This is a genomic window from Fibrobacter sp. UWH9 (assembly GCF_900129715.1).
Lineage (GTDB): Bacteria > Fibrobacterota > Fibrobacteria > Fibrobacterales > Fibrobacteraceae > Fibrobacter.
Map to the genome: position 1 here is coordinate 139,031 of NZ_FQWP01000004.1, position 14,672 is coordinate 153,702.

Below are 14,672 nucleotides of genomic sequence, written 5' to 3' on the forward strand. Positions count from 1 at the left end.
AAACAGCAAAATCTGAATTTATGTCCATAATGATGTAATAAACATTGGTGATGCATCATTACTTTTTGCAAATCCACATTGTTCATAAAAATGTAATTCGTTATCATATGCAATAACTGCTACTCTCAGATAATCTTTATAATGTTCTTTCATCATAGCTACCAATGTTCTTCCTATCGTGTTTCCATGATATTGTGGATTGACTAACAAATAATGAACATATGCATTCATAATTCCATCATCCATAGCACAAATCATTCCTACAAGTTTTTCCCCTTCCCATGCAGAATACACAGTCTGGAAATTTTTCATTGCTACTACTAACTTATCTGGATAATGACCTGATGACCATTCAACAGAAAGAAATAAGTCCTTCAATTGTTCAGCTTCAAATTCGTGAATTTCTTTATATTCTATACTCATTTTACAATTTCCCTTCTAACACTAAAAATCGGAATTTATCTGTTAATCTACAATAATCTCTGACCATTTATCCTTATCAATCTCTTCAATTGATACAGAAACAACATCCTGGCTTAATTCAAATTCTTCAGTTTTCCCCTGGTTCAAAAAGAACCCCTATAAGAAAAATTGACTAAAAAGTCGAACATTTGTGTTGCTTTGGGGAGGAAAGTATTACCAATCACGCCTATATGGGGGCAAAGAGGGAGGTGCGGGGCTTAGGTTATGTATGTTTATGTGTTACGGGTAGTATTTTTCGTTTAGTGCTTGTGAAAAAGTATGACCAGTTAAACGAAAATAGGTAGCGCTTTGATTGGTTTGTTTGTAAATAATCATACTTTTGTTGTTTGTTTTTATGAAAAGTATGACTTTTTTGCTCACGAACATGCTGGTAAACGCCATTTCTTGCACATGAACGGCATTTTTTTACCGGGGGGGGGGCTATAATTCAAGAAAGAAAAAATTTCCCTTAGGAATCCATTTAAATGTATATGAATGAACAATATGGATGTTGACGGCCTTGCCTCCAATAGGTGTTGTAAAACAGGCAGGGCCATTAAGCACAAATCCATCAGAAATGTCGTAGTTCCAAAGTTTTCCTACCTTCCGCTTTGGGTTTACGATGTTTACGAAATCGGTCATTGCAAGGAAGACTGTTTCGTTGCATTGATTGTTGGATATGTAGCGTTCAAGGGTTGCTATGTCTTCATAGACATCCTTATGAAAAATATCTTGTGCTCCTCTTGGATTGCCAGAACTTGCTAACCTTTTGTAACATTTCATTTCTATAGCAATAGAGTGGGTCTTCTTGCCTTTACGGCATTTTAGAACTACGTCAGCTTCACAGGTTCCAGTTCCGTCATTCAAAGTTTCTTCAAGTAGCAGGGAAACTTCCTCATCCTTTGAAAAAGTTATCAAGGAAATTACGTGTTGCAAAATACTTGCAAATTGGAGCTGAAGGGATGCTTCCTTGTTTATCTCAATAAGACCGTATGCAACCTTGTTTTGTAGAATGGTCCAGGCTAGAGATATGGCGCTCCTGAGACGTACATGTAGAGCTTCGTTATCTAGTGTGTTCATAGAATGATTTTACTCCTGAGAACACTTGCTTCAGTTTTCTCAGGGTTCAAAAAGAGCTACAATAAGATTTTATTTTTTTTTGTTCTTTTTAAAGATTATGATTGCAGGTAAAATGAGCATGCATAGAAAACCAATGATGCAAAGGGCTATTGTTGGAAAGTAGTCCGGATCATTTTCGTGTTTATAGGTTTCTGGAACATACACTGGCTTTGGCGGAACAGCTGTTTTCTGAACGGTTTTGTTTGCGATAGTGTTTGTATTCGAAACACTAGAAAGACTATCTAAGGCCCTTATTTTATCATCGATAGTTTCAATTTTAGAATTATTTTGGATGAGCAAAGGTTGTTTGAATAAAGCCTGGTTTTGGTAGGTTGGTGCATAATTGGGGCTTGGTGTGTTTGATAAATCAGTTGGAATAATTAATCTATTTCCAGAGGAGTCTATCTTTATACGATAGCGATTTGTATCAAGATACATACGCCTGTACTTAACTGAATCTCGATCCCAATCTTGCTTTAAAATTTTATTTCCTACAATGGCAGTTCTCGTAGCCATGTAGTGCTCCATTCCGTTATAGGCCGAATGGTTTGCGGAATGACTTGAAGTTTCGGCAGTTTTTTTTCACGATTGTTTTAATCAGGTGAGTTTTTCCACCGCAAAAAGCTGGTTGTGCAACAGCAAAGAAGAGGATGGCCAAAAGTACCATTATCCGTTTCATTATAGTTTCCTTCTCAAAGTTCTTTGTGTTTTCCCCGGGTTCAAAAAGAACCCTTATAAGATGTCCTTTGCTAAGATACCTTATTTTATGCGGGTTGGCAAACGATTGTGTGTGAAAAAAATCAGAAAATTTCAATAAAATCCTTGGCGCTGGTCCAAATTTTTGGCGCCTTTGGCGTCCGCTCTACACCTCAGCAATAAAACAAATGAATTTGTTTTGCTGCATTCGGCTTGTACGCTTTTTGGCGCCTTAGTAAAACCGAAATTGCTAAAGATTTCGTTGAGTTCGCGGTCAGACATACTGAATAAGCAGACCGTTGATCGAGGCTTTGTGCTGGGTAAATTCTTTATAGGAAATGCAATGTTGCGATTCAATTTATTATATTAACGGCATGGTCAACATTTCCGATAAATTGCTGCAGCAAATCGTTCAGTTCGCAAAGAAGTGTGAACTGAGTCGTGTGGTGCTGTTTGGTTCCCGCGCCCGTGGAACCAATAGGGAACGTAGCGACGTTGACCTGGCCGTAACAGGCAAGAACGTTTCCGATTTTCAGTTCATGTTAGAAGATGAGGCTGATTCGCTCCTGTCTTTTGACGTTGTGGATATGGAATCGATTATATCGCAAAAGCTGAAGCAAAACATCGAACGTGAGGGAGTTTGCCTCTATGCGGAAGTTTGATAACTTCAAGACGACCTTGGAATCCAAGATTTCTGTACTAGAGAACTCTGCAGAAAATAAGCTGTAGTTTTTTGCTGGGTTCAAAAAGAACCCTATAAGAATTTACTCACCTTTTAGAACGTAATCATTAAGGATTGTCAGAAACCCTTTTCCTGTTTGACAAGTACTGATCCACGTCTTCGACGCAATAGGCAAGGCTTGTGGTGTGAAGCGCTTCGTAATGGCGGATTAAGTAATCGACTACGTTGTATTTTTTGAAAAGTTCGATGACGGCGGCGCCAGTCATTTTGTGGACGAACTTGTATTCCTCCAGGCAGCATACCGCAAATTCAGTTTCGATGCTCATGCTTCCTCCGGATATACGATTTTGCCTGTTTCAATTTCTTGATGCCACAGTTCAGCCAAGGCTAACGGACTCAAATGCCATAATTTTGTGGGCTCACGTTCTAGATCGCTGTACAGCTTTGATTCGTACAAAGCCATGAGGGCGTCGTACTCGCTTAAGCCATATTCCGAACAAATGTTCTGCACGACCATGGGCACAAGCATCTGCAAGGTAGATTTGAATTCTATTTCAGACATCTTATACCTTCACCGAGAAACTTCTGTCAAACTCCAAAAACTTTAACGCAGCTTCAGTCTTGAAAACAAGCTGATTATAGAGTGGTCGAACCTTTAGACGGTCAATGGTATCTTGCTTTGTCAAGATTCCATTTTGATAGGCGATGAACGTTTTGAAAATGGTGTCGTTTGCAACGGGGCCGTAAACGCAGTCAAGGTTGATATCCTGCATTTTTCCAGAACGATTGTCGCTTACAAAATCCAACCAGACTTCATCTGGAGACTCAAACCATTTGCCTTTCAATGATTGTTTCAATTTGTCCAAGTCGATTTTGAAAACGGAAACGACGGCAGATGTTGTTTGATTTCGTTCGCAAACTTTTTTTGCAAAATTTATGGCTTGTTCACGATTCGTCGTTGTGTAAAAACCGGGACCAAAATCAAGGGCCCTGGACGAAATCCTAAGTTCCGGATTCGTTACGACAAGATCGCTACCGTGAAAAACTTCAATCTGCATGTGGTCTAATATAATAATTTTTGATTTAGCCTGAAACTAGCTACTGGTACATTTTCAGGAGCTCGGCGACGATTTCGAATTCGGTCATGCATTTGGTGATGATTTCCACGGGTTCAAAATCAAGGGTCTTCAAACTCAAAAGGAATCGTTTAACAGGAAATTGATAATCCCCATGGTCATGATGCCGTCGTCATCGTAACGGGGCGTCATTTGCCCTTTCACAACGATGATCTTCTTGAAACTGTCGCGGGTATTCAGGAGAGGTCTCTTTTCCTGAAACTTTTTTTCGGCATCGTCAATATTCAATGCGGACTGTATGTACAATTTTTCGCCGCCCCGGGTTGCGACAAAATCTACTTCCAGCTGGCCTCTGCTGTTTTTTCCGTTGTTCTGGGTGTTGATTTCTACAATACCTACGTCAACCATGTAACCGCGAAATCTCAGTTCGTTGTAGATGATGTTTTCCATCACGTGGGTTTCTTCCACCTGCCTAAAACCAAGGCGGGCGTTTCGGAGCCCCACATCCTCGAAGTAGTACTTGGACGGGGTGTTGATGTAACGCTTGCCCTTGATGTCGTAACGAATTGCCTTACTGATGAGAAAGGCGTCTTCGAAGTAAGATATGTATTTGCGAATGGTGTTGTCTGAGATGGTCTTGTTTTTGAGACTCTTGAATGTTTTTGAAAGTTTGATTGGATTGGTCAAGGATCCCACAGACGACGAAAGGATATTCAGGATTTCATCCAGTTCGCTCCCGTTACGAACCTTGTATCGTTCAAGAATATCGGCTACATAGATTTTGTCGAATAGTGACTTGAGGTAATTCGCTTTTTCTTCGGACGATTCAAAAGATAAGGTCAAGGGCATGCCGCCGAAAAGAACGTAACTGTCCCAGGCCTCCAGGGAACTGCCTTTGTATGCCGTTGAAAATTCGCTGAAGCTCAATGGGAATATGTGAATTTCGTCACCGCGACCACGGAATGTGGTAATGACATCGTTTGAAAGCAGGTGTGAATTGCTCCCCGTGACATAGACATCAACATTGTCAATATGCAGAAAACTGTTTAAGACATCTTCGAATTCATCCAGGTATTGGATTTCGTCCAGCAGAATGTAGTAGGTCTTGGAATCTGCAATTTTGCTCTTGACGAAATCGAGCATGGTGTCGGGATTTCGCAGTTCCTTGTTTGTGCGATCGTCCAGGGCGATTTTTATAATGTGCGCGTCGTCAACGCCTTGCTCCTTGAGTCTTTGAACAAAGAGCTTGAATAGCAGAAAAGACTTGCCGGAGCGTCTGCTGCCGGTAATGACCTTGATGAGGCTGTTTTCCTTATGCCTGAGTAGCCTTTCTATATATGAATTACGCTCAATAATCATTCTATTGCGAAAAATTGCGAATTTTTACGTTTTTACTCATTAAATATAAGTAAAAACAAGCGCATGTGTTAAAACTATTGCGAAAAATTGCGGATTTATGCGAAAATTTTCAATAGGTTAATTTTCTGTTTTGCCAGAAACTAGCTGCTGGTACATTTCCAGGAGCTGGGCGACGATTTCGGATTCGGTCATGTTCTTGTTGAAACCGTAGGCGGCCATGACTGCGGCGTCGTTGGCCTGGTGGGCCTTGCGGAGCTCGATAGGCATGGTGGTTTCGTCGTAGAGGTCTGCCAGGGAACAGTCCGGATAGAGGGCGCGGGCATCAAGAATCGCCTGGGCTGTTTTCTCTATGCGTTCTCTCTCGTCTTTCGTCTGTAGGCCGGAGGCCGTTCTCTCGTCTAGATTAGGCCATGGGAAATTGTTGTATACAACATCCTTGGAATAGCGGTATCGCATTTCTAAACGACCGCAGACGGCTCGCATCCACGCCATGTGTACGGAACTGGTGAGAACTCCAAAATGGAAAAGGGTGGCGGAGGGGATTAAAAACACTAAGTCACTGCACAAGCTGTCTGGTGTTAGATACCCCATTGGAACGTATTTACGTCGTTCAGAAGATACCTTTGGGATAATTATATAATTGCTCTTCGGCATGTTTTCAACATGAAAACGAGTCGGCTTATCGGCGATTTTTCTTGTTCCTTCGCTTGTACTTGCCAACCTGTATTTTCGCACATTTTCAACACGCTCCAGGCACTTTGGCATTTTACGCAATTCTGCCGGGGAGCAATCTCCAAGCCATAAACAATAACGTGGTTTTCTGTTGATGAATTCCTGGGAGCCATACCAAGGCTTGAAATATTTTTCAGAGTCCCGTTCCTTCTTTATAAATTCTTCCATTTCCTCTTTTTCAAAGAGGTAGTTGCCATCGTCAATAGGCTTGTTTCCAATGCCGATTTCCGGTACCTTACACAAAGGCTTGCTTCGGCTGCCCACAAAGATGTTGTCACCGTCCAAAAGATAGGCGTTAATGTTCCTTGCAATTTCTGCAGAGCCATCGCTGTTGAAAATTGTTTTTGAAACATCTTTAGATTGCTTCGTCGCCGTTGGCTCCTCGCAATGACGTGGGGGCATTAACTCCTCGCAATGACGTAAGGTGGACGACTCGTCGCAACAAGAAAATCCTATAATCACGCAGTGGACGTGGGCCTTGCTGTTGGACTCGCTATCCCATCGGAAGGTTCTGTATGCAAAATCGATTTGGATTCCCTGATTGAATAAAGGTTCCCAAAGGTTTGCGACCTGTTCTCCCTGTGAAACGGAATTTGTAGAAACTAAGGCGCACTTGGTTTTTGTGCCTGTTATTAAATCGGCGCACTTTTTATACCAACCGCAAACATAGTCCATGTTGCCAATGTTTTTCCACTTGCTTCCGAAAACATCAACCATGTCCTGTTTTTGTTCTGCGCCCATCAACCTTGCGCCCACAAACGGCGGATTCCCGATGATGTAATCGAAAGCGGGGCCTCTCTCGTCTCTCGTCTTTCGTCTCTCGTCTAATTTAGACCAGTCAATTTGCAACGCATTTCCGACGGTGATGTTCCCGTAGCTTTTTAACGGCAAGAAATCCAGATTGCGGTGAAGGATTTCTGCAGTCTTCTGCATCATCTGGCATTCGGCGATCCACAGGGCGGTCTTTGCAACGGTGGCCGCAAAGTCGTTGATTTCGATGCCATAGAACTGGTGGATGTTCACGAAGATATCGTCGCCCATCACGTCGAGGACAGCCTCGCCATTGTGCTGAACGGCCAGGGCCTCGTTTTCGAGATTTCGCAGGCTGATGTAGGTTTCGGTCAAGAAGTTGCCGCTGCCACAGGCGGGGTCAAAGAAAGTTTCTTCGCCCAAGCTTTTGCGGAATTCCAGCAGCTTTGTGTTGCGTTCCTTGGTGTTTTTTACGTTCTTGATTTCGGAGAGTTCCGCCTTGCGAGCATCCAGGAAAAGCGGGTCGATCACCTTGTGGATGTTCTCGATGCTGGTGTAGTGCATGCCGCCCTTGCGTCGGGTATCCGGGTTCAAAGTGCTCTCGAAAACGGCACCGAAAATCGTGGGGCTGATCTCGGACCAGTCAAAGCCCAGGCTCGCCTGATCCAGGAGGATGTTGGCGGTGGCTTCGGTAATGGTCGGGATAACTTCGCCTGGCTGTTCTGCAAAAAGGTTGCCGTTCACGTAGGGGAATGCCTTGTACTTTTCTTCAAGGAACGGGTCTCGATCGCAAAGCTTTGTATCCAGAATCCTGAAAAGGTCTTTCAAACCGCCGCGCATATTTTCGGGGCGGAAGCTTTTCATAAAATGGTAGAACTGGTCCTTGTTGAAAATGCCCGCGTCTTCGGCGTAAAGGCAAAATACCAGTCGCACGCAAAGTACATTTAGGCTGTGCAAATCCTCGACCGTCAGGGCTCCAGGCGTTGAGCCGTCGCCGCGGACCTTCGCAAACTCCGCCTTGAACGCGTCATAAATTTTTCCGACAAGTTCACCCGCCTTGATGGAAACTTCCAGTTCCTTTTGCAGCACATTGGATTCTTCCTGCACCAGGAACTGCAGGCGGCTCCATTCCTTTTCCAAGTCCTTCAGGAGAATTTCCTGGGGTTCTCCGTCGGGCGTTTCCATATCGTAAATCAGGAAACTCTTGAAGTTGCATGTCACTACGTAACGGGGATAAAGGCTGCGGGGGAGTTGCGTTGCGTAACGCTTCGCCTGCTGGAAAGGCGTCAGCTCGGTGCCGTCACTCTGGGGAATCTTTTCCCGCAAATCGCGTTTGGCAGACTTCTGCTCAATCAAAATCTTCGTGGAGGGAATATAGGCATCGATGTAGCTGGTATGGCTCAGCTTGACGCGGCTCTCGTAGCTAATGACTTCTTCGGGGCGTTCCACGCAAAGGACGTCGCGCAACAGCGCATTCCAAAAACTCTGGGAATACTGTTTTTCGTCGTACTTGGTCGGGTCGGACCACTGTTCAACAAAATGCTTGATGTTCGCCTTGTGCGTTGTCTTATCAATCTTTACTGAAGCCATACGGAAAATATAATAACAAGTTGTTCCCTACAGTTCGGTGCGGTTCTCGTCTTCGTCGGACCAGGGACATAATATATATTCTTTGTCTGTCGAAATATGTCAATCGTTTTTTGATCGTTTTTGTATGTTAGTTTTCCCCAGGCTCAAAAAGAATCCTTATATGGTATAAGAGAACACGCCTTTAAATGAATTGTTTCTCCCGAAAATACTTTTAAATGTCAAAATTTGTTATTTATTGAGACTGTCTTTTTAGGTGAAACATCGCGCTTTTTGAAATCTTGAATTGGATGCTGGTTTCGGGTTCCTCGTCATTGAACCAAAACTTAGTAGTCTTCAGCTAATCGATACCTATCAGGCGAAAAAATTTGGATTAAAGTATTTCCCTGGTAAACCGTATAGAATTCTTGTCCGTTAAATGCTGCGTTAAATTTTTTTGAACCCACCATAAATGAGGAACCGCTGTTAAATAGCAAGTGGTAGGAGGTTCCACTTTTTGATCCATGGGACTTATACTTATCGACGACAAATTCTTTATGGAGTCTAGGTTCTGCCTTTAACCTTGTGGGAAAATCCAGGTTAGGGGCGATAGATGCAAAAAAGCCTATAACAGGAAACACAATGAGAGAGCAAGCCAGATTCCATTTTTTGTGATTCTCTTCGAATCTTGGGAACTTGTATTTGAGGGCGATGTAAATGCAAATAGCGATTCCAAAAGTGACTGCAAGTACTGCGGATGAATCCTGGATGATTTCGTAATTTTCGTACTGGACCAGCAACTTCAAAAAGTCGTCGTTGATTACATACCCAAGTTCTGGCAAGGAATGAATTTTCAAAGTCGCAACAAGACAAATTACGCTACAGACCGCAATCACCATGGCATAGGCGATGACAAAAGGATCTTTAGTAATTCTATTCTTCATACGGTTGTAAATATAATCCCTTCGCCCTACAAGAGTCATTGAAAAATAGAGTATATTTATCAATATGAGTTTCGATTTGCAAAGGTTTAAAGACGCCCAGGAATCCGATTATCCAGTCGCGCTGAATGAAATTAAGGCAGGTAGCAAAGAAAGCCATTGGATTTGGTATATCTTTCCTCAGCTGAAGGAACTTGGATATAGCCCAACGGCAAAATACTACGGATTGACGAAGGACGAGGCCAGGGCTTACATTGCAGATGATGTTTTAAGAATGCGCCTTGTTGAAATTTCAGAGGCATTGCTGGCGTTGGAAAATAACAATGCAACAGAAGTCATGGGGTATCCCGACGATCTGAAACTGAGATCGAGCATGACTCTGTTCATGGAAGTGGCGCCCGAAATCGAAGTCTTCGGCAAGGTCCTTGAGAAATTCTTTTCGGGAGAAAAGGACTCCAGAACTTTGGATCTGCTTGGTTTAAAAGGCGATTCTATATAATCATTGATTTTGAACCGATTTTGGTTTTATTTGATTTTTTCTACTGAAAACTTTTGTATATTTTAGAAAAAGTTTTCAGTAGAGGTTTAGGGTGATTTCAAGAGAAAAGTATATTGTTCCGATTCGTGATTTTTATAAATCCGACTTAATCAAGATTATTACTGGGATTCGCCGCTGCGGAAAGTCCGTGATTCTTATGCAGGTCATGGAAGAGATTTCCACTAAGTCATCTAATCTAATTTACCTTAACTTTGAAAATGCCGTCAATGTTTCGAATATAAAGAACGGCGATGACTTAATCAATTATGTTTTGAAAAAGAAGAAGCGGGGGCTTTGCTATGTCTTTCTTGATGAAGTGCAAACCATCGATGGATGGCAACTTGCATGCAAAACCTTGCGCCTAAATCAATGTTCTGTATTTATTACAGGTTCAAATTCAAAACTGCTTTCAAGTGAATTTACCAAGGAACTAAGCGGTCGCTATGTTTCCTTCAGGGTTCGTCCCTTTGTTTACAAGGAAATTTTAAAGATTGCCAAGGAGAAAAGGAAAAAGATTTCAATTTCCGATTACTTGATTTGGGGTGGTTTCCCGAATCGATTCTATATGAAGAATCAAGAGGCTCAAGACTTATATCTTAATGACCTTAAGGAAACTATTGTCGTTAATGACCTGGTAAACCGCTACGGCATCAGAAAACGCTCACTCTTTGAAAGCCTTGTTACTTTCATACTGCGTTCCAATAGCCGCATTTTCTCGGCCAAGGCAATTCGTGATTACGTGAAACAGGAACATGATAAGTGCTCTGTCAACACAATCATGAAATACATTGCCTACTTAAAGGAGGCTTACGTCATTTGCGGATTGCCGCAATACTCCACCAAGGTCAAACGGGAACTTTCTTTCTACGAGAAAATCTACAATGAAGATGTTGCCCTCAATTCTATCCATGCCTCCGCGGGTCGCTACGACATTACGCACAACCTGGAGAACATTGTCTACAATGAACTAATCTATATGGGCTACGAATTGTTTGTGTACAACAACAAGGGAAAAGAAATTGATTTCCTTGCCCAAAAGGGTAACAAAAGATACTTGATACAAGTTGCCTACAGCGTCGCCGAAGAAAAGGCTTACGCTAGGGAGTTTAATGCGTTCATTGGTGTAGAAGGTGATTTTCAGAAAATCATTATCACAAACGATGATGTAGATTATTCCTCAAGCACCGTAAGGCATATCATGCTCAAGGATTTCTTGACGATGGATTCATTGGAAGTTATGCCTAAGGCTTTGACTTTGGCGGAAGCACAAGCGGCTTACAACGTGTGGCTGCAATACAAAAAAGAGCATTCCTAGAATGGAATGTCCTTTTATTGAATAAAAATTCCTACTGAAAACTTTTACTTATTTTGGAAAAAGTTTTCAGTAGAGAAAATGCTGTTTTTATAAATCTAAGTATTTGTATTTTTCTGTTTCTCGGCATTTGGGATTGTCTTTAAATATCGTAAACCATTCATTCTCTGGCAGGCGGTTGTCTGGCATGTGAATATGAATTCGTGAATCCCTGATTACGATATAATTGTTTAAGCACAATTCTTGCTTTCCATTCCAAAAGGCTTTAAAGGAAACGATATCCCCTTTCTTTATCGTATATTCGATATTCAAGGTTTGGTAAGGAACGCCTTTATTGTACCACACAATTTCGGTTGCCGGGTCGAATTCGTCTATAAGAACTTCGTAAGAGGGTATTGGATTCTTAAAGTCGAATCCTCCCGTTTTTAATGCATATCTATAATCAATATAATATTTGTAAGGAACGACGCTTTTGACAGGAGTATTTTTGTAAGCGACAATCTGGAAATCCTTTGGGGACACTCCTTCAGGAAAATCACCGACAACAACAAAAAATGGCTCAATCTCAATTTTTGAGGGTAGCCTATCTACATAGGACGATGAATCTGAGTTGAAGATCCCTCCACAAGAAGCAAGAAGAAATAGTGCTAATAAGAGTAAGGCTTTCATTTTACTTCAACCACCCATTCTTCTCGTGATTTCAGAAAAGTTACATGCGTTGTTTTGTCAATAATGTTCTTTACAACGAACTCTTTTTTTTCTGCATCGCAATATGCCTGTATTCCGCGGTAGGCAATTCCTTCTCTGTACCAAATTACATAATAGTTGTAACCGCGATATCCTTCCCAAAGTTCATCGGGATCGCATGTCATTCGCCCGTATCGTGTAAATTGGATTTGCCTTACATTTTTATAAATCGTTGCGCTATGCCATTCCACATCCTTGTCGCTTAGAGGACAATCCCCAGGGCAGTCCCTTTGTGCATAAACAACGACGGATTCTTTTTCTATGGTTGCATTTTTCGGCAGGGATTCGTTAATGCGGATTAGGTGTGATGGAGGCAGACAACCCATCAGGCTAAAACAGAGGAATAGCAAAAAAAATGATGCTATGAATTTTGGCATGTTGATGTTTTTAATTAAGCGGTGAAGCAACACTTATATAACTAGAAATTTTCAATATGGTTTAAGAATAGGTGCGTTTTTTTTTGCGCCTTTTTTATACTGCGATAAAAATAAGTGTTTTATGATTACAATACATTGACAAATGTATGCTATTATCATATATTCTATAATGAGGTTAAATATGGCGACGTCGTTATTACAAATTCGAATGGATGAAGATTTGAAAAACCAGGCCGCAGAATTGTTCGAAAGTCTCGGCATGGACATCCCTACTGCAATTCGTGTATTTTTCAAGCGTGCCCTTGTTGAAAAAGGATTGCCCTTTGATGTCAAGGTCACACCATCAAATGAAATTGAGGATCCGACTGGACTTCTTGCTGCGTTCCAGGTCCTGAATGCGAATGCTCAGAAAAATGGGACTATTGGCATGAGTGAGGAAGAAATCGAAGCCGAAATCAAGCTTATGCACGAAGAACGGAGACGGAAAAGAAACGGTTAGTTTTCAAAATACGGCAGTGCGGATTAACATGCGTTAGAAAAATGAGAAAACTCCGGAGTTGTGATCTCTGGAGTTTGAATTTTTTGAATGCTTATTGAGAATTCTTACAAGCTGTTGATTGCTTCGAACAGCTGCATCATCTTTTCTGCGTTCTTGATGCCTGGTGCGTCTTCTACGCCGCTGGAAACATCGATAAGTTCCGGGGAGAACTTTGCGCAAATGTCGCCGATGTTCTCGGGAGTGATTCCGCCGGCGAGCCAGAAGGGTGTTTCGCCTGCTTTTTCGCGGAGCAGTTCTTCAGGAATGCGCTGGCCGGATCCGCCGGGGATGCCTTCTACCTTGGCGTCCAGAAGAACGCGGGGCTCGCCGTGCTTGCGGATGGCGGCGAAGTTCTCGAAGTCTTCTGCGGAACCGATGCGAAGGGCGTTGTAGCAGGGGAGGGACGGAGACTGGGCGGCGCTTGTTTCCGCAGCGTCTACGGGGATTGCGTCAAATGCGGGTGCTGCAAATCCGTGGAACTGCACTGCGTCCAGAACGCCTTCGGCCGCAAGCTTAATGGCGGTCTTGCCTTCTTCTGTGGTGGTCTCGGTAATGACGCCAATAAACAGGGGACAAAGCTTTCCTTCCGCTTCGTATTCGCTACGGAGCAGCTGGGTGAAGTCGCGGACGAACTTTTCGTTGGTGAGGCGCTTGGTGTTGCTGAAAACAAATCCCAGCAAATCGGCGCCCATTTCGGCAGCGGCGAAACCGTCTTCTTCGCGAGTGATGCCGCAAATCTTGACCATGGGGATCTTGTGGGCGGCGCGTTCTGCGTCGGCGCTTTCCACACCTGCGTCAACCATAGCAGCGGCGTAAGCGGAGCGCTTGGCATCTCTACGTTCTGCGAAAGTCTTCCAGAAGTCACCGCGGCGGTTATCTTCGGCTGCAGCGAATGCTTCAACCAGCTTTGCGGCCAGGGGCGGGTTCTTTGCCACGGCTTCACCTACGAGAATTCCCTTGAAGCCCAGGCTGCGGGCGAATGCTGCGTCGGCAGGAGTGTGTACGCCACTTTCAAAAACAGCCTTTGCCGGCAACTTGTTGCGGATAGCCGCGGGAACCATGGGGTCGATGTGGAAGGTTGCCAAGTCTCGGCTGTTTACGCCTGCGACGATGGTGCGTGCGGCACTTTTCGCAGCATCTCCTGCTGCCTCCCTGTCCAACGTTTCTAAAACTAAGTTCAACTTTCTCAGATCATCCGGTTCACGGACTTCCACGAAGGCCTGCATCTCGAAACTTTGGGCACGGCGAGCCATCTTCAAAAGCTGTTCGTCATCCAGGATGCGGGCGATCAAAAGAACCGCGTCGGCACCGCAGCGGTAGGCGATATCGATTTCGTCTTCGAACAGCAAGAAGTCCTTGCGAAGAACGGCGCACTTCTTGGTGCCCAACTTTTCGTCAGTTGTGTCGCCATTGTCAACGGCCTTGGCCACGGTAATCAAGTCGGCCAAAGTACCTTTGAAGAAGTTGGTTTCCGTCAAAACGGAAATTGCCTGTGCGCCAGCAGCGGCATAAGTGCATGCCAAATCAGCAGGAACCAGATCCGGGGCAATGTCCCCCTTGGAGGGCGAAGCTCGCTTGACTTCCAGAATGGGACCAGGACGGCCCAGGAATTCGCAACGACCAACGGTGCGCTTTTCGGGAATGTCAAAACCAAAGGTGAGATCAAGGCGTTCAATGTCTGCACGTCTCTTGTCTACAATCTTCTTTAAAATATCTTCGCTCATTTATAGGTTCCAGGTTCGAGGCTCGAGGCGCGAGGTTCCAGGTTCGAGGCTTG

The 14,672-nt window shown here is 43.5% G+C and carries 16 protein-coding genes; 4 read left to right on the forward strand and 12 right to left on the reverse strand.

Annotated elements, in window-relative coordinates:
• Nucleotides 1-18: 18 nt before the first annotated feature.
• The 3 genes from BUB94_RS05110 to BUB94_RS05120 all read right to left on the reverse strand — a co-directional run bounded on the left by BUB94_RS05110 (nt 19) and on the right by BUB94_RS05120 (nt 2,097).
• The gene (locus BUB94_RS05110) at nt 19-423 is read right to left on the reverse strand and encodes a GNAT family N-acetyltransferase (RefSeq protein ID WP_073234765.1); all 405 of its coding nucleotides are present in this window, start codon (nt 421-423) and stop codon (nt 19-21) included.
• Nucleotides 424-903: 480 nt separating this feature from the next.
• Complete coding sequence (locus BUB94_RS05115; RefSeq protein ID WP_073234768.1) at nt 904-1,542, reverse strand: hypothetical protein; 639 nt, start codon at nt 1,540-1,542, stop codon at nt 904-906.
• A gap of 69 nt (nt 1,543-1,611) precedes the next feature.
• Nucleotides 1,612-2,097, reverse strand: coding sequence for a hypothetical protein (locus BUB94_RS05120; RefSeq protein WP_139260134.1), 486 nt, complete (start codon nt 2,095-2,097; stop codon nt 1,612-1,614).
• Between the two features lie 554 nt (nt 2,098-2,651).
• Between BUB94_RS05120 and BUB94_RS05130 the strand changes: the two genes are divergently transcribed.
• Complete coding sequence (locus BUB94_RS05130; protein WP_073234989.1) at nt 2,652-2,939, forward strand: nucleotidyltransferase family protein; 288 nt, start codon at nt 2,652-2,654, stop codon at nt 2,937-2,939.
• A 127-nt stretch (nt 2,940-3,066) separates the two neighbouring features.
• On the opposite strand, the gene BUB94_RS05135 is transcribed toward BUB94_RS05130, so the two are convergent.
• From BUB94_RS05135 to BUB94_RS05160, 6 genes are all read right to left on the reverse strand, one after another.
• Nucleotides 3,067-3,285 (reverse strand): DUF3791 domain-containing protein, encoded by a 219-nt coding sequence (locus BUB94_RS05135; RefSeq protein WP_073234776.1) that lies wholly within the window; start codon nt 3,283-3,285, stop codon nt 3,067-3,069.
• Nucleotides 3,282-3,521 carry a hypothetical protein gene (locus BUB94_RS05140; protein WP_073234779.1) on the reverse strand — a complete coding sequence of 80 codons (240 nt, stop codon included), beginning with the start codon at nt 3,519-3,521 and terminating at the stop codon, nt 3,282-3,284. Before BUB94_RS05140 ends, BUB94_RS05135 begins: the two co-directional genes overlap by 4 nt.
• Before the next feature lies 1 nt (nt 3,522).
• A complete protein-coding gene (locus tag BUB94_RS05145; RefSeq protein WP_083538118.1) occupies nt 3,523-4,017 on the reverse strand; it encodes a DUF3990 domain-containing protein in 495 nt (164 codons plus the stop codon).
• Nucleotides 4,018-4,152: 135 nt separating this feature from the next.
• On the reverse strand, nt 4,153-5,394 hold the full coding sequence (locus BUB94_RS05150; RefSeq protein ID WP_073234782.1) for an ATP-binding protein: 1,242 nt from the start codon (nt 5,392-5,394) through the stop codon (nt 4,153-4,155).
• 117 nt (nt 5,395-5,511) lie between these two features.
• Nucleotides 5,512-8,466, reverse strand: coding sequence for a DNA methyltransferase (locus BUB94_RS05155; protein WP_073234784.1), 2,955 nt, complete (start codon nt 8,464-8,466; stop codon nt 5,512-5,514).
• 323 nt (nt 8,467-8,789) lie between these two features.
• A complete protein-coding gene (locus BUB94_RS05160; RefSeq protein WP_139260135.1) occupies nt 8,790-9,386 on the reverse strand; it encodes a hypothetical protein in 597 nt (198 codons plus the stop codon).
• A 64-nt stretch (nt 9,387-9,450) separates the two neighbouring features.
• Here BUB94_RS05160 and BUB94_RS05165 point away from each other — a divergent pair, with 64 nt between their 5' ends.
• Nucleotides 9,451-9,882 carry a DUF1810 domain-containing protein gene (locus tag BUB94_RS05165; protein ID WP_073234790.1) on the forward strand — a complete coding sequence of 144 codons (432 nt, stop codon included), beginning with the start codon at nt 9,451-9,453 and terminating at the stop codon, nt 9,880-9,882.
• Between the two features lie 91 nt (nt 9,883-9,973).
• Entirely contained in the window at nt 9,974-11,236 is a 1,263-nt protein-coding gene (locus BUB94_RS05170) for an ATP-binding protein (protein ID WP_073234793.1), read from the forward strand.
• 87 nt (nt 11,237-11,323) lie between these two features.
• On the opposite strand, the gene BUB94_RS05175 is transcribed toward BUB94_RS05170, so the two are convergent.
• Nucleotides 11,324-11,902 carry a hypothetical protein gene (locus BUB94_RS05175; protein WP_073234795.1) on the reverse strand — a complete coding sequence of 193 codons (579 nt, stop codon included), beginning with the start codon at nt 11,900-11,902 and terminating at the stop codon, nt 11,324-11,326.
• Nucleotides 11,899-12,306 (reverse strand): hypothetical protein, encoded by a 408-nt coding sequence (locus tag BUB94_RS05180; protein ID WP_139260136.1) that lies wholly within the window; start codon nt 12,304-12,306, stop codon nt 11,899-11,901. The genes BUB94_RS05175 and BUB94_RS05180 overlap by 4 nt, the downstream gene beginning before the upstream one ends.
• Before the next feature lie 232 nt (nt 12,307-12,538).
• On the opposite strand from BUB94_RS05180, the gene BUB94_RS05185 reads away from it, so the two are divergent.
• Nucleotides 12,539-12,856, forward strand: coding sequence for a type II toxin-antitoxin system RelB/DinJ family antitoxin (locus tag BUB94_RS05185; RefSeq protein WP_073234995.1), 318 nt, complete (start codon nt 12,539-12,541; stop codon nt 12,854-12,856).
• 104 nt (nt 12,857-12,960) lie between these two features.
• On the opposite strand, the gene BUB94_RS05190 is transcribed toward BUB94_RS05185, so the two are convergent.
• The gene (locus BUB94_RS05190) at nt 12,961-14,619 is read right to left on the reverse strand and encodes a bifunctional indole-3-glycerol phosphate synthase/phosphoribosylanthranilate isomerase (RefSeq protein ID WP_073234801.1); all 1,659 of its coding nucleotides are present in this window, start codon (nt 14,617-14,619) and stop codon (nt 12,961-12,963) included.
• Nucleotides 14,620-14,672 lie beyond the last annotated feature (53 nt).